The organism is Arthrobacter sp. B0427-1-12, from assembly GCF_059092905.1.
Map to the genome: position 1 here is coordinate 1 of NZ_JBNHIC010000060.1, position 18985 is coordinate 18985.

Annotated in this window: 18 protein-coding genes and 1 pseudogene; 9 read left to right on the forward strand and 10 right to left on the reverse strand. The window is 64.7% G+C overall.

Going from position 1 to position 18985, the window contains the following annotated elements; genetic code table 11:
* Positions 1–218: 218 nt before the first annotated feature.
* Together AC5RWU_RS20915 and AC5RWU_RS20920 are read left to right on the forward strand one after the other, a co-directional pair.
* Positions 219–761 (forward strand): restriction endonuclease, encoded by a 543-nt coding sequence (locus tag AC5RWU_RS20915; RefSeq protein ID WP_494037187.1) that lies wholly within the window; start codon positions 219–221, stop codon positions 759–761.
* Positions 762–994: 233 nt separating this feature from the next.
* Positions 995–1231 carry a DUF2188 domain-containing protein gene (locus tag AC5RWU_RS20920; protein ID WP_494037188.1) on the forward strand — a complete coding sequence of 79 codons (237 nt, stop codon included), beginning with the start codon at positions 995–997 and terminating at the stop codon, positions 1229–1231.
* Between the two features lie 158 nt (positions 1232–1389).
* Here the strand turns inward: AC5RWU_RS20920 and AC5RWU_RS20925 are convergent.
* Positions 1390–1593 (reverse strand): annotated as a pseudogene (locus tag AC5RWU_RS20925) (cold-shock protein).
* Positions 1594–1908: 315 nt separating this feature from the next.
* On the reverse strand, positions 1909–2184 hold the full coding sequence (locus AC5RWU_RS20930) for a DUF3040 domain-containing protein (protein ID WP_494037189.1): 276 nt from the start codon (positions 2182–2184) through the stop codon (positions 1909–1911).
* Between the two features lie 835 nt (positions 2185–3019).
* On the opposite strand from AC5RWU_RS20930, the gene AC5RWU_RS20935 reads away from it, so the two are divergent.
* Positions 3020–4582: a flavin monoamine oxidase family protein gene (locus AC5RWU_RS20935; RefSeq protein ID WP_494037190.1), complete on the forward strand. Its 1563-nt coding sequence runs from the start codon at positions 3020–3022 to the stop codon at positions 4580–4582.
* A gap of 30 nt (positions 4583–4612) precedes the next feature.
* Positions 4613–4885: a Sec-independent protein translocase subunit TatA gene (gene tatA / locus AC5RWU_RS20940; RefSeq protein WP_494037191.1), complete on the forward strand. Its 273-nt coding sequence runs from the start codon at positions 4613–4615 to the stop codon at positions 4883–4885.
* Positions 4886–5261: 376 nt separating this feature from the next.
* On the opposite strand, the gene AC5RWU_RS20945 is transcribed toward tatA, so the two are convergent.
* Positions 5262–5978, reverse strand: a complete 717-nt coding sequence (locus AC5RWU_RS20945) for a hypothetical protein (protein ID WP_494037192.1) — start codon at positions 5976–5978, stop codon at positions 5262–5264.
* Positions 5979–6286: 308 nt separating this feature from the next.
* Here AC5RWU_RS20945 and AC5RWU_RS20950 point away from each other — a divergent pair, with 308 nt between their 5' ends.
* Complete coding sequence (locus AC5RWU_RS20950; RefSeq protein ID WP_494037193.1) at positions 6287–6796, forward strand: GNAT family N-acetyltransferase; 510 nt, start codon at positions 6287–6289, stop codon at positions 6794–6796.
* A gap of 311 nt (positions 6797–7107) precedes the next feature.
* Here the strand turns inward: AC5RWU_RS20950 and AC5RWU_RS20955 are convergent, their stop codons facing one another.
* Complete coding sequence (locus AC5RWU_RS20955; protein ID WP_494037194.1) at positions 7108–7407, reverse strand: DUF4193 domain-containing protein; 300 nt, start codon at positions 7405–7407, stop codon at positions 7108–7110.
* Positions 7408–7425: 18 nt separating this feature from the next.
* Positions 7426–7890: a hypothetical protein gene (locus AC5RWU_RS20960; RefSeq protein ID WP_494037195.1), complete on the reverse strand. Its 465-nt coding sequence runs from the start codon at positions 7888–7890 to the stop codon at positions 7426–7428.
* Between the two features lie 260 nt (positions 7891–8150).
* On the opposite strand from AC5RWU_RS20960, the gene AC5RWU_RS20965 reads away from it, so the two are divergent.
* Entirely contained in the window at positions 8151–8363 is a 213-nt protein-coding gene (locus AC5RWU_RS20965) for a YegP family protein (RefSeq protein ID WP_494037196.1), read from the forward strand.
* A gap of 91 nt (positions 8364–8454) precedes the next feature.
* On the opposite strand, the gene phoU is transcribed toward AC5RWU_RS20965, so the two are convergent.
* On the reverse strand, positions 8455–9117 hold the full coding sequence (gene phoU, locus AC5RWU_RS20970) for a phosphate signaling complex protein PhoU (protein ID WP_494037197.1): 663 nt from the start codon (positions 9115–9117) through the stop codon (positions 8455–8457).
* Positions 9118–9305: 188 nt separating this feature from the next.
* Here phoU and pstS point away from each other — a divergent pair, with 188 nt between their 5' ends.
* The 3 genes from pstS (at position 9306) to AC5RWU_RS20985 (ending at position 11883) form a co-directional block, all read left to right on the forward strand.
* The gene (gene pstS / locus AC5RWU_RS20975; protein WP_494037198.1) at positions 9306–10418 is read left to right on the forward strand and encodes a phosphate ABC transporter substrate-binding protein PstS; all 1113 of its coding nucleotides are present in this window, start codon (positions 9306–9308) and stop codon (positions 10416–10418) included.
* Positions 10419–11174: 756 nt separating this feature from the next.
* On the forward strand, positions 11175–11411 hold the full coding sequence (locus AC5RWU_RS20980; protein WP_494037199.1) for a hypothetical protein: 237 nt from the start codon (positions 11175–11177) through the stop codon (positions 11409–11411).
* A 253-nt stretch (positions 11412–11664) separates the two neighbouring features.
* The gene (locus AC5RWU_RS20985) at positions 11665–11883 is read left to right on the forward strand and encodes a hypothetical protein (RefSeq protein WP_494037200.1); all 219 of its coding nucleotides are present in this window, start codon (positions 11665–11667) and stop codon (positions 11881–11883) included.
* A 565-nt stretch (positions 11884–12448) separates the two neighbouring features.
* Here the strand turns inward: AC5RWU_RS20985 and AC5RWU_RS20990 are convergent.
* The 4 genes from AC5RWU_RS20990 to AC5RWU_RS21005 all read right to left on the reverse strand — a co-directional run bounded on the left by AC5RWU_RS20990 (position 12449) and on the right by AC5RWU_RS21005 (position 17696).
* Positions 12449–12622, reverse strand: a complete 174-nt coding sequence (locus tag AC5RWU_RS20990) for a ParB family protein (protein ID WP_494037201.1) — start codon at positions 12620–12622, stop codon at positions 12449–12451.
* A gap of 554 nt (positions 12623–13176) precedes the next feature.
* Positions 13177–14004 carry a ParA family protein gene (locus AC5RWU_RS20995; RefSeq protein ID WP_494037202.1) on the reverse strand — a complete coding sequence of 276 codons (828 nt, stop codon included), beginning with the start codon at positions 14002–14004 and terminating at the stop codon, positions 13177–13179.
* 1899 nt (positions 14005–15903) lie between these two features.
* Positions 15904–17271 carry a replication initiation protein gene (locus AC5RWU_RS21000; RefSeq protein ID WP_494037203.1) on the reverse strand — a complete coding sequence of 456 codons (1368 nt, stop codon included), beginning with the start codon at positions 17269–17271 and terminating at the stop codon, positions 15904–15906.
* A gap of 185 nt (positions 17272–17456) precedes the next feature.
* Positions 17457–17696 carry a hypothetical protein gene (locus tag AC5RWU_RS21005; protein WP_494037204.1) on the reverse strand — a complete coding sequence of 80 codons (240 nt, stop codon included), beginning with the start codon at positions 17694–17696 and terminating at the stop codon, positions 17457–17459.
* Between the last annotated feature and the right edge of the window lie 1289 nt (positions 17697–18985).

Here is an 18985-nt window from a genome sequence, read left to right on the forward strand (position 1 = left end):
CTCCGGCCAGTCCAAAGCGGAGAACCGGATCGGGTGGGCCATGTCGGACCTGACCCGGGCGACAGCGGTCGCCAAGCCCGAACGCGGCAGGTTCGTCCGACCTGGGCCGGGAACTGCTGCACCGGAACCCGCAGGCCATCACCCAGGACGTCCTCAAGGACATCCCGGCCTACCGCGACTACGAGCCGCAGCGGCAGAACGTCTCCAAGGCCGACCCGGTGGATATCACCGTCGAAGACTCCGAACTGGACCCGACCGAACAGATCGAACGCGGCATCGAACTGCTGCGGGCGGATCTGGCCACGGACCTGCTCAAGCGGCTGCAGGACCGCCACCCGGACTTCTTTGAAGAAGCCGTGGTGAAACTCCTTCTGGCGATGGGCTACGGCGGGGCCGAAAACCGCGGCCGGCGCATCGGAGGATCCGGCGACGGAGGCGTGGACGGCGTCATCGACCAGGACGCCCTGGGCCTGGACCAGATCTATATCCAGGCCAAACGCTACGCTGCAGACGTCACGGTCGGCCGGGAAGCGATCCAGTCGTTCGTCGGGGCCCTGGCCGGCCGCGGGGCCACCCGCGGGGTCTTCATCACCACCAGCCGGTTCTCCGCCGGGGCCCTGGAATACGCCAAATCCATCCCGACACGGATCATCCTCATTGACGGCAAGCAGCTGACCGACCTGATGATCCGCCACGGAGTGGGCGTCCAGATCGCCAAAACCTACACGGTCGCCGAAATCGACGAGGATTTCTTCGAATAGACCCTGTGCCCTCGCGGATAAAGCAGCACGGCAGACCGACAAACGCCGATATCAGCGCATATGAAAGATGCGGCTCGTGCGAAACCGGGATGGCGGGATGTGAACACCGGCTACAGGACAGGATGCCGGCCCTCCATTGCACTATGCGTCGATGCGTCCGATCCGTTGCGGATTGGGGCCGGTACGCTGAATGCGTTCCATCCTCAGGGCACCAACGGGAAAGGCTGCAGCGCATGGCTAAAGGCGATATCGAAACCTACTGTGAGGATGGCCGCTGGGGCAACCGGCGGATCGGCATTACCGACCCGTTCGCCGTTGCCGCCTCCCGCAGCCGCGAAGCGATGATCGAACAGGGTCGGAAGGACGCGGCCCTCTACGGGGTCGCCCATCTCATCCGCCATGAGGACGGCACCGTCACCGTTGACATTCCGGCCCGGGGACCGGGCCAGAGTATGCCCGCCTCCGTCTAGCCCACCGAACCAGTGGGTCGCGCCGGGACCCCGCAGACGCTACCGGGCGGAGCAGGGATACGGGAGGTCCCTAGGATTTGCAGCCTAAACGTTCTTACGTTAAGACCGCAGCACCCCCGGACCTCAGGGCTCCGGGGGTGCTGTTGGCTTGAAAGTCCTTAGAGGGGGCGGATGTTTTCGGCCTGCAGGCCCTTCTGGCCCTGAACGACGTCGAATTCGACCCGCTGGTTTTCCTCCAGGGAGCGGTAGCCGCTGGCGGCGATCTACCGGAAGTGCGCGAACACATCCGGCCCGCCGTCATCCTGGGTGATGAAGCCGAAACCCTTTTCGGCGTTGAACCACTTCACGGTGCCTGTTGCCATACTGTTTTTTCCTTCGCGGCCGCACCGCCGGCTCCCCCGTCGGGAACCTACCCGCGGGCGTACCTCTCCCACCCTAGGACGGGAGGAACGGCCTCGACAAGGACTCCCCGCTTCCACCGAACCGCCCGCACCCACCGTTCCATCCCGCCAATATCAGCGCATATGTCAGACGGCTCCCGGGGGTTCAATAAGTGGGCACCGACAAATCTGCCGCGCAGACAGTTCTCGTCATAGCCATACCGGTCGGTGTCCGGCATCGACAGAGTCGCTCCCAGGACGCACCCGGGCAGACCGGCACCCCGCTGCTGCCTGTTGCTAGGGGCAGGTGCTGTCCGAGCCGCGCAGGAAAAAATACCGCAGGACAGCCGCAAACACCAGCACACACCCGGCAAGAATGAGGACCGCCAGTTCCGAGGCAAAACCGAGGATAAGCACAACCGTCCCGGCCAACGCGGCCAGGACCGCCCGGCGCACCGCCCCGGGCGCAGGACCGGCAAACCCCTCGATCAGAATCCGTGCCAGCCTGGGATCCTCGGCGGCCAGTTCACGCTCAAGTTCCGCCAGGCGCTTGTTCTCTTCATACGACAACATCGGACATCTCCCGCCTGCTTCGGCACGAGGCTGCCTCAACCGCTGCCAGGCCCGTACCGGTTAGAAAACCTCGAAGGTGTTTCTCGCACCTTATTCCCATTATGGATTTGCTCCCCACACCGCCGAACCGGCAGCCAACTGCCACGTTTTTCGGGGGTCTTACCCCGTCCGACGGGCAGTCCCTGATCATCGGATCAGCGTCGGACAACGACGACCAGAACTTTCGAACTCCTGCCGCCTCGTCGATGTTCCCGAACAATCCGCATCTTTATGCATATGCATATACTTTGCACGGGTTTTGTTGAGGTGTCAACTAAAGCAGTATGGGGTGTGCCACACACGATGTGGCGTCCGGCAATCACTCCGGAAGGTGATGGTCTGACAGGCAGCGGTGCTCTCCCCCGAGGTGCCATGACGGGCTGCCCGCCTCCTCGTGTCGCGGAAGGTCTTGGCCGGACGAAGCAGCCCGGCGGCGGACCGAGTGCCCCTCGGACCTCCGTGGCTACGACATCACGGCAACCAAGGCCGGCCGTCAGCCGTCATTCAGGCCGCCCCGGCCACGTCAGCCTCGGCCGCCAGAACGCCCTCGACCCACTGACCGGGCAGGAAGCTCCGGGCTCCGTCCGCGACGCCGGCCCGCGACAGAACCGTGACTCCCGAAAGGACTGAACCATCCCACCCAAAGGCGCCGGCAGTGCCGCCATCACAAATACATAAATTTGCATCTATCTTTGTTGACATGTCATCATCATGCTGTCCCGCTAGTGCCGTCCGGTGGATACGAACCTTCCGGCCGGAGGGCGGAATCCAGTTCAAAGAAAGCAAAGGACATCCGATGACTGGCATATCCCGTAAGTCGTTCCTGCAGGCGGTGGGCCTGACCGCCGGCCTTGGCGCCATGACCCAGGTCATGGGCACCGTGGACGCGCAGGCCGCACCGCCGCTCTTCCAGGCGTCGACGCTCAGCGGCGGCAGGAACGGGCGCAAGGTCCTGATCCTCGGCGCGGGCATCGCCGGAATGATGGCGGCCTACGAAATGAGCAAGGCCGGCTACGAAGTGGAGGTCCTCGAAGCAACTGAGCGCTCCGGCGGACGCATCATCACCCTGCGCGACGGAGACCGGGTGGAGGAAACCGGCAGCACGCAGCGCGTCCGGATGGACAAAGGCCTGTACTTCAACCCCGGACCGTGGCGCATTCCCTACCACCACTCCGGCCTGCTGCACTACGTGCGCGAATTCGGGATCCCGCTGGAGGTCTTCCCGATGATCAACCAGAACGCCCTGATCCACCGCCAGGACGGCCTGAGGATCAGCCAGGGCGCGGCCCGGGCGGACCTGCAGGGCAGGATCGCCGAAGTCCTCGGCCAGGCCACCGCCGGCGGACGTCTCGATGCGGATCTCAGCGCCGAGGACCGCGAGAAGATCCTCGTCGCGATGCGCGAATGGGGCGTGCTGGATGCCAGCAACCGCTACGTCCACGGCCCCGCCACCAGCTCCTTCCGTGGCTGGGACCAGGATCCGGGCGCCCGGCTGAACCCCGGTGTGCCCTCCGAACCGCTGACCCGCGACCAGGTCCTGAACGCGAAGCTGTGGCAGTCCCTGGCCACCGAGCAGATGTACACCTTCCAGTCCACCATGTGGCAGCCCGTCGGCGGCATGGACATGATCGCCAAGGCCTTCGAGAAGCACACAAAGCAGTTCATCCGCCACGGCGCGAAGGTGGTCTCGCTGTCGCAGGACGACAACCAGGTCACCGCGGTCTGGGAAGACAAGAACGGCAACCGGAACCAGTCCACCGGCGACGTCTCCATCGTCACCATCCCGCTGCCGGTGCTCAAGAATATTGAGCTGAGCCTCTCGCCCGAGCTCGAGCGCGTCATTCCGCAGGTGCCCTACGACACGGTGACCAAGGTCGGCATCCAGTACAGGCGCCGCTTCTGGGAGCAGGACGAGAACATCTACGGAGGCGTCAGCTACACCGACCAGCCGATGGGCCAGATGTCCTACCCGGCCGACCGGATGTTCTCCGCCGGCAAGGGTATTGTCCTGGGCGCCTACACCTTCGGCGACTACGGCAAGAAACTCGGCGGCATGACCCCGGAGCAGCGGCTCCAGGAGGTCCTGGCCCAGAACGCGAAGATCCACCCGCAGGCGGCCGACGAGTTCGACGGCGGCGTTTCCCTGTCCTGGCACAACATTCCGTGGGTCGGTGGTGGATACTCACTCTGGACCGATGAGACGCGCAAGTCCCTTTATCCGACGCTGGTCGCCCGGCACAACCGCGTCATGCTGGCCGGCGAGCACACCTCCTATCTGCCCGGCTGGATGGAAGGCTCCGTACGCTCGGCCCAGACCGCGATCGAGGAATTCGACCGCATGTTCGCCGCGCAGCGCTGACCCGCGTCCGCGAACGAAAGGAATCCCGCGATGGCTCGATTGTTCGATAACCCCATGGCGCTGGTCATCCTGCTGGCGGTGCTCCTGCTGCTGTTCGGAGCGCCCAAGCTGCCGGGCATGGCCCGCAGTCTGGGCCAGTCGATGCGCATTTTCAAGTCCGAAGTCAGGGAGCTGACGGATAACGATCCCGAGGCCGCCGACCCGGGCCGCGAAGGCGCCTCGCAGGCCCGCGAGGCCACGCCCATGCGCAAAGGGCGTACCCGGAGCCCTGATGAAGCCATAGCTCACGGCTCTCATCCTTGAGCGAAGCGGAACCCGAGGGGACGCCGGACAACCGTCCGGCGTCCCCGTCGCCTATAGGCGTGCGCAACCCCACCGGAGCGGGGCGGCGCCAGTCCAGGACTTCCCAGGCTTCGAGCCGCTCCATCCCGAACTCTTCCTGCCCGGCGCCAGGTGACACCTCATTAGTTGGTTGCACGGCAAGGCTGATGCGGGAAGGCAACCACTAGGTCCGCTGGACCGTCAACACCCTAGGGATCACAGAATGAGGATCAGCCTTCTGGACGGCAAACCCGATCCACAAACTGCCCTAACGCCGATATCAGCGCATATGACACCCGCAGCTCGGGTGAAGCCGCAGGTCTTCGAGCCGGGCGCTCCAGCCGGCGGCCCTCGCCTGTCAGGCCGTTCCGGGCTGGGTTTGGGTTCCCTTGCGCGGGGCCGGTCTGCCGGTCCCGGGGTCCGGGGCCCTGCGCGGGCTGCTGCCGGCCTCCAGTACCTGCAGGCCGATGTAGATCAGCACCACGGCCTGGACGGCGGCCGCCAGGGTCGGAAAGAGCGCGCCGTAGGGCAAAAAGATTGGCAGCGCCATGCCGGTGAACATCACCGCAGCCGGCCACCACGGCAGAAAACCGCTGCGCCACAGCGCCAGCAGGAAGACAGGGACCGCCACGAGGGTGATGAACACGGCCGGACGGTAGATCGCGGTCTGCGCCAGCCCGCCCGGGTATCCCCCCGCGATGGCGGCCAGCTGCGCGGCGGGGACCTGCGCGGTCTCGGCGGCGCGCAGGAACCAGAAGATCTGCGCCGACGGCAGGAAACTGACCACGCCGATAAAGGCCAGCACCCCGGCCAGATGCCCCCAGGCCGCCGGGCCGGGCCGCAGCATTTCCAGCAGCCCCAGCAGGCCGGCCGCCAGCGCCACAAAACCGTAATGCAGCAGCAAAGGCCCGAGCTGGCCAGCCGAGGAGCTGCCCGTGACGGCCTCGACGAAGGCGGCCTCGGTGCCGTCCCGCCCCCAGGGCCACACGGCGAACGCGACGGTGTTGAAGATGCCGGCAACAATGAGCGCCGCAGCGGTCGTGATCCGGCGAAACCGGACAGGAGGGGTGGACATGGAAGACTTCCTTGGTCCCGGACGGACCCGCCCGCAGGAGGACCGTCTGCTGACACCGCAATCGTTTCACCACAGCCCCTGCAGCGGAATCCTCAATTTAGGGTAGCCGCCGCGGCACCGGCACGGGCAGGGAACTTCCAGAGCCGGAGTCAGGCACCGCACCCTGCTCATCCCCCAAACACCGATAACAGTGCATCTGTCTTTGGCGGGCTGACCGGATAATGAAGCCAGGGTTTTCTCTGGTCTTCGGCCGTTGGCCGGCCGGGTGTGTTCATGCCGGCGCGGCAGGGCACCTGGCCAGCGGCCGGATGGACAAGCAGTACCGGGAATCCGGGCGGGGCGATAATGGACAGGTGCTGCCCTCACTGTTCCTGCGCCCCCGTACGGATGCCGATCTGGATACCGTCATCTCCTGGGTTCCGGACAGCAGTGCGCTTTACCTGTTCTCCGGTCCGCGCATGAGCTGGCCGCTCACACGGGAACAGTTCCCGGCGCCTCAGCACGGTACGACCGCGTGGCTGCTCCTCGACAGGAGAGCACCGCAAACCCCTCTGGGACAGGTCGAACTCACCCTCACCGGGGGCAGAGCCCATCTGGGGCGGATCATTATTGCCCCCGGTTACCGCGGCCAGGGCCTGGGCAGGGAGCTGACCGGACTGGCCTTGCGGAAGGCCCACGAACTCGGCGCGCAGCAGGCCAGTCTCAAGGTCATTAAAGGCAATGCTGCCGCCATCCGGACCTACCTGGCATTCGGTTTCACCGCCAGCCCCGCAGAAGAAGAGCCCGATGCGCTGACCATGAGGCTCGACCGGCTCTAAGGGGCCGCTCCCGGACCGGGGCCTGTCCGGCTCCGCGGCCGGGGTGAGGGGCAGCGGGGCCGGGGAATGAAAATCATCCGTTATAGAAAAACCACAACCCTGCTGCAGTCAACTGTCCATGCCGGCCCGGTTCCCGGCCTGTCCAGACGGTCCCCCTCTCACACATCCGGACATGCCGGGACCAGGCCAAGCGCCGCGGCCAGCGCAGGGATGCCCGGGAGCACCATGGAGCGCGTCCCCGTACCGCCCAACCTGGACGGGGAGCCTACTCAACTGCCGGTCAGCACCGTGTCGTCGGGGCGCTGCCTTTCTCAGTCTTCGCAGTCGCGGCAGTAGGCCACGCCGTCCTTCTCGCGCGCTTTCCGGGAGCGGTGGTGGACCAGGAAGCAGGATCCGCAGGTGAACTCATCGGCCTGGACGGGGATCACCCGCACATTCAGCTCTTCGCCGGACAGATCGGCGCCGGGAAGGTCGATGCCTTCGGCGGTGTCGTTCTCATCGACGTCGATGACCGCGGCCTGGGGTTTGCCGCGCTGGGCGGCCAACTCCTCAAGCGAGTCCGTCGCCTCGTCCTCGCCGGTGGTCCGGGGTGCGTCGTAATCGGTAGCCATCGGGGGCTGCTCTTCTCCTTATCGAAAAGGGGGTGGAGCAAGCATTAGACAGCACACCGCTTGGATCGCGCAACAGCCGGCCAGTGGGTGGGTTATTCCGGGCGGGGGGATCTCTGCGGCCGGTACCGGGTCGCCGATGCCGTGGATGCGCCAGCGGCCGTCCCCGCATCTGATCAGGGTCAAGACCAGGGCCACGCTGCCCGGGACCCGGCCGCCGGCGGCAGGCTCCAGGATCCTGAACCAGCACACATCCGGGTGGCCGGGTGCATGTTCGGCATCAATGTCATAGACCGGTGAGCCGATGGCGGCGATGATCTCCCGCGCCAGCTCCAGGCCCCGGTCCGATTCCCACCCCGACAGCGGAGAGACCAGCCGGCGCAGGCTCTCCGCCAGGACCGTGCCGTCCCGCTCCGCCTGCCCGCGGTTCCATAACAGCAGCAGGTCACAGAACGCCGTCGCGGTGCCCGCCGGATCCTCTCCCATCCGGACCGGCTCCCCTCTATCCATGGCCGGATTGTCTCCCGGCCCCCGGCCCCGGGCGAAAACGGCCGCCCTTCTGTGACATCCACGCCCCGGCCGTGCCTCCGCTGCGGCCGATGCGGCATTCGGCCCGGGGCCGGCCCGGTCCCCTGCCGTGCCGGGGGCCGGTTTGGGGTTCCGGGAGGTAACCCGGGGGTGGAAACCGCCGGTTCTGCCGGTAGTCTGCGCAGGACACTCAAAAACACCCAGGGGAAGGTTCTGTGATGGCCGGAGGATTCGAAATCTTCACCGATACCGGCGGGGTGTTCCGGTTCCGGCTGACCACCGGCGAAGGTGCGGTCGTGGCGGTCTCGGACGGATTTGAGGACAAAACCGCCATTGTCAGGGCCATTGAGGCCGTGCGCGACCACGCCGCCGGCGCGCTGATCACCGACCTGACAGCCCCGGCAAAAGAGACCCGAATAGACCGGGACTAATTAGCCCTACCCGGATGGGCCCGGGCCGGTCAGGCGCCGCTGCTGCCGCCGGCCGCTTCGATCCGCGGGGGTCTGCCTGCGGGTCTCGTCTCTATTTGCGGGTGTGGGGGTCCGGCTGCCATTGGCCGGTGACCAGGTAGGTGATTTTCCGGGCCACGGCGGTGCCGTGGTCAGCGAAGCGTTCGAGGTAGCGGCTGGCCAGCATGACATCCACGGCCCGGGGTGCGGGCTGGTCCCATTCGGGTGCGGCGATGGCCCGGAAGTTTCCCGCGTGCAGCCGGTTGACCCGCTCGTTGGCCGCACGGATCCTTTCGGCCAGGACCAAATCCCGGGTGCTGAGCAGTTCCCGGACGTCGCCGGCGATCGCCGTGTCCAGGGCAGCCATCTCCCGGAAGGTGCCGGCCAGGGGTTCGGGGATCACGGCCAGCGGGTAGCGCAGGCGGGTCAGCTGCCCGAGGTGGCGGGCCAGGTCGCCCATGCGTTCGAGCGAGGCGCTGATCCGCAGCGCGCTGACCAGCATCCGCAGGTCACCGGCGACCGGTCCCTGCAGGGCCAGCACCCGGATGATCCGTTCATCGACCTCGGCCTGCAGCGCATCGATGGCCAGGTCCCCGGCGATCACGTCCTGGGCCTGCTCCAGATCGGTGTGTTCCAGGGCCGTCCCGGCGGCCCTGATCGCGCCAAGGACCATTCCGGCCATCTCCACCAGCCCGGTGTCGATCCGGTCCAGCTCCTCCTGGTACGTCTCGCGCACGGCCCCTGCCTCTTCCTGCTGCCTCGTCCTGCTGCGGTATCTGTTCGGCAACTATGCCACAGCCCACACCCCACCGCCGGGGGTTTGGCGGGGGTAATCTTGACGGTTAAAGGTTGCCGGACCGGCCCGGAGGCACAGGCCCGGGCGGGAACGGGTTCGGCGCCTGCCAGCGAAGGAGCTGCACAACGGTGAAGACGGTTCATCCCGGCCGGCGGGCCGTCCTGGCGGCGGCAGCGGTCCTGCTGCTGTCCGGCTGCGGGACGGATTATCCGCTCGGTGAGGCCCAGCGGGAGGCGGCCGAACAGAACCGTTCGGATCTGTCCGGGACGATCACCGGGTCCGGTTCATCGGCCCAGAATTCGGCCATGGATGCCTGGCGGGCCGGGTTTTCCTTCCTGCACCCGGCCGTGCAGGTCCGCTACTCCCCGGCCGGCTCCGGCGCCGGCCGTGCCGCCTTCCTGGCCGGCGGGACGGAGTTCGCCGGCTCGGACGCCTACCTTCAGGACGAGGAACTCGAGGAAGCCCGGGGCGTGTGCGGTCCCGGCGGGGCGATTAATATCCCCGCCTATATCTCCCCGATCGCCGTCGCGTTCAACCTGCCCGGGATCGCCGAGCTGAACCTGGACGCGGTGACCATCGCCCGGATCTTCCGCGGTGAGATCACCCGCTGGAACGACCCGGCCATCACCGCCCTCAACCCCGGGGTGCCCCTGCCCGATACGGTGCTGACCGCGGTCGCCCGCGCCGATGATTCGGGCACCACCGAGAACTTCACCGACTACCTGCACGCAGTGGCCCCGGACGCCTGGCCCGAGGAACCCGACGGGACCTGGCCGGCCGGGCTGCGGACCGAAAACGCCCAGGGCAACGTCGGGGTCGTGGGCACCGTCGCCGCCACCGAGGGGGCCATCACCTACGCCGATGATTCTCTGGTCGACAAATCCCTGGGCAAGGCGAAAGTCAAGGTCGGTGACCGGTACCAGGACCTCAGCGCCCAGGCCGCGGCCGCCGCCGTCGGCGCCGCCTCCCGGGTGCAGGGACGCGGCGAACACGACATCGCCCTGGACCTGGACCGGACCATCACCGCTGAGGGGACCTACCCGCTGGTGCTGGTCTCCTACCACATCTACTGCACCGCCTACCAGAACCGGGCCACCGCCGAACTGGTGAAGACCTTCGGCCTGTATGTGGTCAGCAGCGAAGGCCAGCAGACCGCCGCGGACGCAGCCAAAAGCGCACCCATGCCTGCCAACCTCGCCGGCCAGGCCAAAGCCGCCATCGAATCCATCACCGCCACCTAAGACCCCCACACCAGAACCGGATGCCCTGTGCCCCGGTGCCCCGACAGCCCAACTCCGGAACACCCCGGGCGCCCGGTCGACTGCCACCGGGTCCGAGAGCGGTTCCTTCGGCAGCACCGCCGGCACGACTCCCCTGTCCCGCGGAAGACCGCCGCCCGGGCACCGGCTGCGGCGCGGCTGCGGTGAGCTGCGCGCGGAGAATGCTCGTCGGCAGCGGCACCATCCGGCACCCGGCGGCGCCGGCCCGGCTCCCCAAGGTAAAGACAGGGACGGTCCATGACACTGGTGTCGGATCGGTTTTAATGACCCCAATTAGAACCGCGGCTCCCACCCCCTTGTCCGGGGTGAGATCCGCTTCCGTGTCCGGGGTGTCCTGCGCCCTGTCAGCCGCAGAATACGAAGGCGTCCGTCCGGCATCCCCGTCGTTCCCGCTGGCCCCGTTGTCCGGGCGGAAAACGGGGCTGCCCGGGGATCGGTAGCATAAGTGCGCCTTATCGCAGGCAAAAAACGGGCCCCTGAAGCGAGCACCGAACCGCGGCGGAACGGCTGATGCGTACTGTCCGCATGCAGCGGCGGCTGGGCTTGGAACCAATGAACAGGGCATGTGTATCTGCGGCCGTGGAACCGGCCGTGGCCCACTGGGTGGGCCGGGGCAGAGCGGAACCCTGAACCATGCACCGCTGTTCTCCGCCGCCGGCAGCGGGCAGGTACGCTGAACCGTACAACACCAGGCACCACCTTAGAAAGGCCGCATCCATGGCTAAAGGCGACGTCGAAACCTACTGCGAGAACGGACGCTGGAGCACCCGCCGCATCGGCATCGCCGACCCGTTCACCACCCCCGTCTCCGGCACCCGTGACGAGATGATCGAAAAGGGCCGCCGCGACGCCGCCCTCTACGGGGTGGCCCACCTCATCCGCCACGAGGACGGCGCCCTCATCGTCGACACCCCCGCCCGGGAACCCGGCCACCGCATGCCCCTCTCCGCCTAGGAACACGTGCTGCCAACCCGGACGGGGAACAGGCTCCGGCCACCAATAACAGCGCATATGACGGTTGTTTTCCGGCGAGCAGACTCAAAAATTCGGATACCGGTCCCGGTACCGCACGGATCCGTTTCCGCCCGCATCGGGGTACCGGCAGCACATCCTCCGGGGCAGAACCGCGGACGGCCGCCCGGGATGAACGGCTCCGGGCCGGAAAACCCCTCGGGCAAGCGGGCATGTTTCCTGAGGGGTTGCGAAGATGGATGACGCCGAGGCGGTCAGGGACTGGAGCCAGCTCGCCCTGGTTGGCGCCATCGTGGACCTGCAGCATCGGTTAGGATTCGTCAGGGAGGCCGGTCGGGTGGAGGCCGTGCACGGGGGCGGTTCCGTGACTGTCCGGTTCAGTGATGCCTATCCGGATCTCTACCGGAAGACGGACTGGGCCATGATCCTGAAGATCGGCCGGCAGGCGCCCTGAAAGGCTGTTCAGGAAAGCGCTGGCAACAGGGTATCTATACGGGGTATTTATGCTTTCCCGGAGCTGCCTTTGTCCGGTACCCGTCGAAGAATCCGGCCCGAACCATGTTCTTGTCGCGCTGACGCCCCGGGCACCCCCTCCCCTTCAGGGTCATGCTACCGCAGGGTCCGGGCCGGCATGCCGGATGGCCGGTCCTCAGTCCGGGCAGGGGATCGCTGAGGCCGAAACAGGGGACGGCCGATGCCGTGGATGCGCCAGCGGCCGGCCCCGGCAGACTGCTGGCGTTCGCGGGGCCACGGCAACCCAATGGTTCGATCAAGGTGCTGGACAGGTCGGTTTTGATGTTCCGGCCCTCGGGCGTCTGCGCTGCAGCTACCCATGCCCTCCGCCTTTGCTCAGCAAAAGCTTCATCATGGCGTCCGCTTCGTGTCCCATCCGGCGATAACCTCGCTAGGTTGGTTACCTCTCCAGGAGCACCCTTGTCCTCGGACAGACCGTAGGAACCGACCCATCACCATGCCTCCCGCCGGGCCGGAAAACGAGCACCGTAGCCCTGGTGCGTGATTCAGATCCTGACAGGCCTCCCACGGGGAATGCTGTTGGGGTCAACCGTAAAGGGCTTGCCGTCGTTGTACTGGTTCTCAAGCTCGGTGCATTCGCGGTCGATGATCGCGCAGATGAACTCAGAGAGTGTTTGGTATCCAGTCAGGTGACGGGTGGCCAGGAAAGCCGAGCGCATCCTCGCACCAGCCTCCTCCGACTGGTGGAAAGCTGTCTTCTTCGGGTACTTCCGAGTCGGGGCCTGCTGAGCCTGCCCCGGAGTCTCGGCAGCGGGCTGCACCGGCGCCTGGACTGCAGGCTGAGCGAGTGGCTGTGATGTGACCGGAGCTGGGCTGTATTGGGGCTGCGCCTGGTCAGCGACCGGCGGCTGTACTGGTGCGGGGGCTGGAGCGATCGTCGGAGCTGTTTCCCTGGCAACCTCCGGTTCGGGTACGAGCGGTGCCGCCGCAGCGGGGGACGGCACGGCTGGCTGCTCTTCCCGAGGCTCCGGTGTGAACGCTGTTTCAGGGGTGCTGTCCGCGGCGGGTGTCGGCACTGCGTTAGCGTCCTGGTTCTCAGCCGGTTCGTTCTCGGCGAATCGGGGAACCGCATGCAGTCGCTCGGGCACCTTCCGTGGCGCTTCCGATACCATGTCGGCCACTACACTGGTCCGCGCCGCCTTCTTCAAACCATTGCGGCGCAGTGCTCCCAGGGGGTTGGAGCTGCCGCCCCGTCCCTCAGCCGGTCCTACACTCACTCCCCTGCCCCTTTCCAGATCAACCGTGCCAGCTGCTCCAGATCCGCCCGAAGCGGGTTGGCAACCGACCCGAAGCTGCGCAGGGGACGGGCGGCGGCCTGGGCCTTGGCGAACAGTTCACGGTCGGCCAGCGGCGGATCCAGCACAACGTCACCGAAGTCCTTGCGAACCTTCTCGATCCAGAAGGCCTGGTCGCTGCGGCCTTTGCGTTCCTTGTTGATGACGACGCCGACCACATCGATGTCCTCGTTCAGGTTTTCCTGGACTTCAACGATGGTGGTGGCGATCTCGGTCAAGCCCTCTACAGAGGAGACCCGGGGTTCGGTGACCAGCAGGGCGTGGGTGGCAGCAGTGAGAGCATTGACCGTGAGCAGGCCCAGGGACGGCGGGCAGTCGATGAGGACAATGTCGTAGGCGTCGGTGACGCCCTTCAGGGCGATCCGCAGGCGGTGCTCACGGGCCATCATGGCATCCCGTTCCCGGGAGGCCAGGTTACGCTCGGAAGCGATGACATGGATCTCCGGGTAGTCCTCTGCCCTGTCCTCGCGTGGCTGCCAGTGTTCACCGGCGGACATGATGGCGTCGCCGGCGACGCCAGGGGTGATCTTCTGGTTGTTCGACTCATCACCGTACAACACGTCATTGAGAGTGAACTCGGGCTCAGTGATGCCCATAGCTGAGGTCGTGTTCCGCTGCGGGTCAGCGTCAATAACCAGGACCCGTTTGCCCAGCATCTGGGAAAAGACTTCGGCAAGGCCTGTGACAAGGGTCGTCTTGCCGACCCCGCCCTTCTGGTTGCAGACGGCGATGACTTTTGCCGGCATGTTCCGATACCTTCCGTTGGCCAATGACTTTGACGGTGCACAGAAGGCCCACTACTAGCAGGGAAAGTATCGGGCCGGCACCGATGCGGTTAACAGTAGCCGCAGCTATCCCCCGCATCGACCCGCCACGCCAAAGGAACCTGTAATTACCAATAAGCCCCAAAGGTTCCATTAGTACCAACATCACCTAAGCCTGCTTGGGAAGCAATGGAAGTATTGCCCCCAATATGAAGGGCGGCGGTGCAGTGGCTCATGCACCCTGAGGTGCCAACGGTCCCCATGCTCGAGAGGAAGGAATGGTTCCAATGTTTCCATAGGAACCAACCGTCCCCATTGGTGGCATTAAAAGCGGAGGCTTCCATCAGTGCCGGGAGCACCTAAGGGCAATCAGGAATTAATGGAACCATTTCTACCGTTAGGAGCCTGACAGCCGGCACCCCATGACTAGGCCAGGGGTGCCACCAGAGGAACCATTGGTTCCATTCGAGCTAAAGGTACTAAGGGAACCAAAGAATCTCTTAGTGGGGATGGAAACAATGGTCCCCTGACCGGGACGGAATGGAGCTCTCCGCATCGACCCGCCACGCCAAAGGAACCTGTAATTACCAATAAGCCCCAAAGGTTCCATTAGTACCAACATCACCTAAGCCTGCTTGGGAAGCAATGGAAGTATTGCCCCCAATATGAAGGGCGGCGGTGCAGTGGCTCATGCACCCTGAGGTGCCAATGGTCCCCATGCTCGAGAGGAAGGAATGGTTCCAATGTTTCCATAGGAACCAACCGTCCCCATTGGTGGCATTAAAAGCGGAGGCTTCCATCAGTGCCGGGAGCACCTAAGGGCAATCAGGAATTAATGGAACCATTTCTACCGTTAGGAGCCTGACAGCCGGCCCCCCATGACTAGGCCAGGGGTGCCACCAGAGGAACCATTGGTTCCATTCGAGCTAAAGGTACTAAGGGAACCAAAGAATCTCTTAGTGGGGATGGAAACAATGGTCCCCTGACCGGGACGGAATGGAGCCTAGCGAGTGCACCTCGTTAGGCTCTCAGGCCCTACTGTCACAGACAGTTCCATTTCTGTTAGTTCCTAAGCACCTGGGGTGATCTCAAAGGTGCGCTGACGGCTATTGACTCGTAGCTTCTCCGCAGCTAATGGAACCGTTGTTACCAACAGAAACATTCATTCCGTTGGCTGTTTTGACACCTTTATGCACCATTGCGGGGCTCGCTGTTGTTGGCCAGCAAAAAAGTACCAATGCTTCGATTAATAACCGCTGCGGTTCCATTAGCCAGGCACTGGGGCGCTCTGTGCCAGAGGTTCCGTTGCTTCCAAGTGCACTAATGGTGGCAATAGTTCCGTTTACAGGAACCCGGCCTCGGTTCGGCTGGAGGGAGGCCGAGACAAGGTAATAGTGCTGCTCGCCAGCGTCGGGCGTTTCGCCCGGGAGGAAGGGCGGGCGCCATCGAAATGTCCGCGCTGAGGAGCCATGGCGGGGGAGTGCGGGAAACAACAAAACTATTAGTTCCATACCTACCCTTGGTACGCATGGTTCCACTCGCATCCAACTCCAGGATGGGTGCGATTCGGGGCAGGGGCAACTCCTGACTGCTCCGGATGGAATCTGGACAGAGCGCCGACAGCGCCCACGCCATGACAACGTCTCAGAGCAGCAAGCGGACGCCTTCCTCCCGAGTCTTCACGGCCGTTGACGTGACGGGAAGAGACGAAGCGGCTGCACTATTGGTACCTAAGGAACCATTTACTCATTAGGTACCAATGGTGGCAATGATTCCTTTGAGCCTCACTATCTCTCAGATGTCCGGGCACCATCCAGTGTTAAGAACGTCAGATTCAAGCCTAGGACGCAGCGCTGGCGTCGCATGGATCCGTGCAGAAGATCAACCGGGAGGAATTGGATCGTCCACGCCTGCCCAGATCCTTAGTACACCGGCGGCGGGCCAAGACATCCGGGCGATCTCCAACCTATCCAAGCCGTGCCAGGGGGGTAGGGCAGCGGTCCTCAGAGACGGGCGGGTAGCTACAGTGCCGGTGGGTTCCACTTCTCCTGAGCTAGCCACCTTGGGCTCAGCAGGGTCCACCCCAGTGCCATGACTACCTGTTGCTTGGCTAATGTCGCACGGTCCGGTGACCTTAGCGAGGTAGCGCTGAACCGTGCGGACGGTCTTGCCAAGCGCTTGTGCGATCTGCGCCAGGGAATGCCCCAGGGTCCGGAGGTTGACTGCAAAGCGAGCGTCCTCCTCCGCACGGCTCTGTCGGGTCTGGGTAGCCTTCCTGACGTTCCTGGCGGCTGCCAGACGCTTGGCGTCCGTGGTTGCTGATCCGCCCAGCCGGCCCATTCGGGACAGCCACTTGTCAGGTGCGCCGCCTGTGTTCTGTCCTTTGCCCCGCATCACCTGCCGGACCGCTGAAGCTGCCAGTTCACGGATCTCCCGGGTCGGTAGAGGCGAAGGCAGCTGGCTGTTCAGGGAGGTAGCGTATTCGAGGGCGTAGGCGTTACTGGGCGGCAGGCCGGTGGACCCATAGCGGCTCCACAGCTGGGCCCTCGTGGCGTAAAACAGGGCGTTGTTTCGTCCCGTCTCCTCCGCGGCGCGAGTGACGCTCCGCGACTGACGGAAGTCCCGGTGCGGTGCCCAGGCCTGGAACTCGTCATCGAACGGATCCTGGTACTCCTGCATGTGCTTCATCAGTTCGCCAAGGCTGTAGGGATCATGGCGGCTGCTGAAACGGACAACGCCGGCGGGGGAGTGCGCCGCCGGGTTCCTGACCAGGAAGCCGGTGAACGCCTCATCGGATTCGGTGAGGCGCGCCAGGGCCGTCTGGACGGATTGGGCGTACCGGATCGGGTGCTCCCGCGCATCCGGGCCACGGTAGACAGGATGGATCATCCACCCGGCCTGGGCATGGCCGTTGGCGGGATTCTGAATGATCCAGTGCGGCTCGGGAACAGCCGGATGCAGCAGCAGCATCTCAGCGTCCTCCCGGTCTACGTCGACGACCAGGAAATTGACGTAGTCGCGCGGGTTGATCTGCACAAACGGGAACTCCCGCATGGGCTTGCCGCGATTCGGGTAGGCGGCGTCCTTGGTGCTGCCGCCGCGGAACATGCGGACCCGGTGATGGCGGGCAATGGCTTCGGGAACGGTGGCAGCGGGCTGTTCAGGGCGCGCGAAAATGGGCGTGTCAGAACCGACGCGCCGCGTATCGAGGCTTGAAGTGGCCGCGCCCCCGTGTAGACTAAGGGGCATAGCGAAGGGACCCTCCTGGGGGTCTTGTAGTTATGAAGGAGTCCCTAGAGACTCCGGATTATTGAATAGAGAAGAGTTCTAGCTCCTTTCTGTTAGGAGCTCATCACCTGGTAGGCCGGCAAACCAGTACAGGTGTTGAGCTTGGACTTTTGAAGAAGGCCCGCCTTGTGCGGGCCTTCTTACCGTTAAGAGGCCATTTGCTCGAGCGGCAGCCTCTCCTGATTGTCTTTATCGAAATCCAGGGACTTCAGTTTGTCGTCAATCATGGCCGCCACCCATTCGCTCACGTTGGAGTAGCCCTCCATTGCAGCGGCTTGCGGAAGCAGATCATGATTCTTCACCGGTACGCGGGTTCCCACGAAGCGGCGTGCGCCCTTACTCCGTTGCCCGCCTCCGCGGTTTCCTGTAGCAGCCATGTTTTCCACTGTCCTTCGGATCTTGTGCCGGGTGCCCGTTTCTTCCGGGGTAAACCGGTTTCGCAGGCGTGGCCGGCGGCCATGCATTGATTCGGATCGAACAACCGGAATCCGTCCGGGTGACGCCTGAGCGGTCACCTGTAACTTTTTCCAGATGTCCTGAACCTACCACCGTCGAACCATCCCTGGACGCAAGTGAAAAAGTTTCCACCGGTGTGTCGCCCCCGTCACGGGGAGGCCTGACGCCCGGCGGTGTTACGCCATCATCGCAGGCACAAGTTTTTGACCCACCAATGGTGATTTCGGTGTTTTTGGTGGGAATGGAACCAATATGCCGATTTCGACTTCGTCGGTCACATATCCACCTCATATAGGGTGCTGGGAGCGATGTTTCCAATGGAACTTATGGAACCAATCGCTCTAAGGCAGCCCAGAAATTTACCATTGTGTTATTGACCGCCCCACGAAATCGGCCCGGGCTGTCGGCTGATCGCGCCAACTGGCCGGGGCAAAAATTCTTGAAAACTTTTCCGCCCCGGCGTGTCGCACAGGTACACCTGCGGCCACCGGCGAGCTGCACCGGCGGAACCTGGCGCCGGAGACCAGTGCATTGCCGCCGATGAGGATATCCGTGGTGCCGCCGGTGGGCTTGCGAACGGATCCAGGCCAGCAATGCAATGTCCACCGCCAGGTTATTGCGCTGGTTGGTCAGCTCGTTGGCCGATTCGCGCGCAGCCGGGCTTGAGCGGATGCTCTTGTTCAGTTGGGCCCGGAAGGCGCCCTGCTCACGTCTGCGGCATTGAATCCATGCCGGCTCGGGCGGCTGCCACCGGGCGTTGAGCCCGGAGTATCCGGTGGATAGCTGAGTGCGGGGCAGCGGCATCCTGCAGCAGCACTCCGCAGGGGCAGCCTCACCGGCTGGTTAACGCCGTTCTGCCCGGTGGACCGAAAAGGGCTGCAGTTTGGCCGAGAACCCATGCTCACCCGGCTCCTGAAGGACCTGCTCGATCCAGTGCAGCGCGTTGGGGCGCGCGCGACCGGGCGTCGACGGCGGTTTCCGGACTGTCCGAGGTGATCGCCGCATTAGCTCACCACTCGCTTCAATAGGTCCGATTATTGCATACGATAATGCCCGTTTATGCTACTAATCACCGGGCAGCCCCGTTTTTCGCCCGAAACCGCGGGAAACCGGGGAGCCGGTGAGAATCCGGGCCTCGCGGTGCCGGATCAGCGCCCGGCGGGCCCTGGACAAGGCAGCCGGGATCGGCGCAGCGCGGAGCCGACGGTCACCTGACCCT

Bases quoted from the DNA above. Each gene is read 5' to 3' on its own strand.
- AC5RWU_RS20950 (WP_494037193.1), top strand. From the start codon at position 6,287: ATGGACAAGCAGTACCGGGAATCCGGGCGGGGCGATAATGGACAGGTG.
- AC5RWU_RS20995 (WP_494037202.1), bottom strand. From the start codon at position 14,004: ATGCCGGCAAAAGTCATCGCCGTCTGCAACCAGAAGGGCGGGGTCGGC.
- AC5RWU_RS20980 (WP_494037199.1), top strand. From the start codon at position 11,175: ATGGCTAAAGGCGACGTCGAAACCTACTGCGAGAACGGACGCTGGAGC.
- tatA (WP_494037191.1), top strand. From the start codon at position 4,613: ATGGCTCGATTGTTCGATAACCCCATGGCGCTGGTCATCCTGCTGGCG.
- AC5RWU_RS20985 (WP_494037200.1), top strand. From the start codon at position 11,665: ATGGATGACGCCGAGGCGGTCAGGGACTGGAGCCAGCTCGCCCTGGTT.
- AC5RWU_RS20990 (WP_494037201.1), bottom strand. From the start codon at position 12,622: ATGCGCTCGGCTTTCCTGGCCACCCGTCACCTGACTGGATACCAAACA.
- AC5RWU_RS20960 (WP_494037195.1), bottom strand. From the start codon at position 7,890: ATGGGAGAGGATCCGGCGGGCACCGCGACGGCGTTCTGTGACCTGCTG.
- AC5RWU_RS20945 (WP_494037192.1), bottom strand. From the start codon at position 5,978: ATGTCCACCCCTCCTGTCCGGTTTCGCCGGATCACGACCGCTGCGGCG.
- AC5RWU_RS20920 (WP_494037188.1), top strand. From the start codon at position 995: ATGGCTAAAGGCGATATCGAAACCTACTGTGAGGATGGCCGCTGGGGC.
- AC5RWU_RS20930 (WP_494037189.1), bottom strand. From the start codon at position 2,184: ATGTTGTCGTATGAAGAGAACAAGCGCCTGGCGGAACTTGAGCGTGAA.
- AC5RWU_RS20955 (WP_494037194.1), bottom strand. From the start codon at position 7,407: ATGGCTACCGATTACGACGCACCCCGGACCACCGGCGAGGACGAGGCG.
- AC5RWU_RS20935 (WP_494037190.1), top strand. From the start codon at position 3,020: ATGACTGGCATATCCCGTAAGTCGTTCCTGCAGGCGGTGGGCCTGACC.
- AC5RWU_RS21000 (WP_494037203.1), bottom strand. From the start codon at position 17,271: ATGCCCCTTAGTCTACACGGGGGCGCGGCCACTTCAAGCCTCGATACG.
- AC5RWU_RS20965 (WP_494037196.1), top strand. From the start codon at position 8,151: ATGGCCGGAGGATTCGAAATCTTCACCGATACCGGCGGGGTGTTCCGG.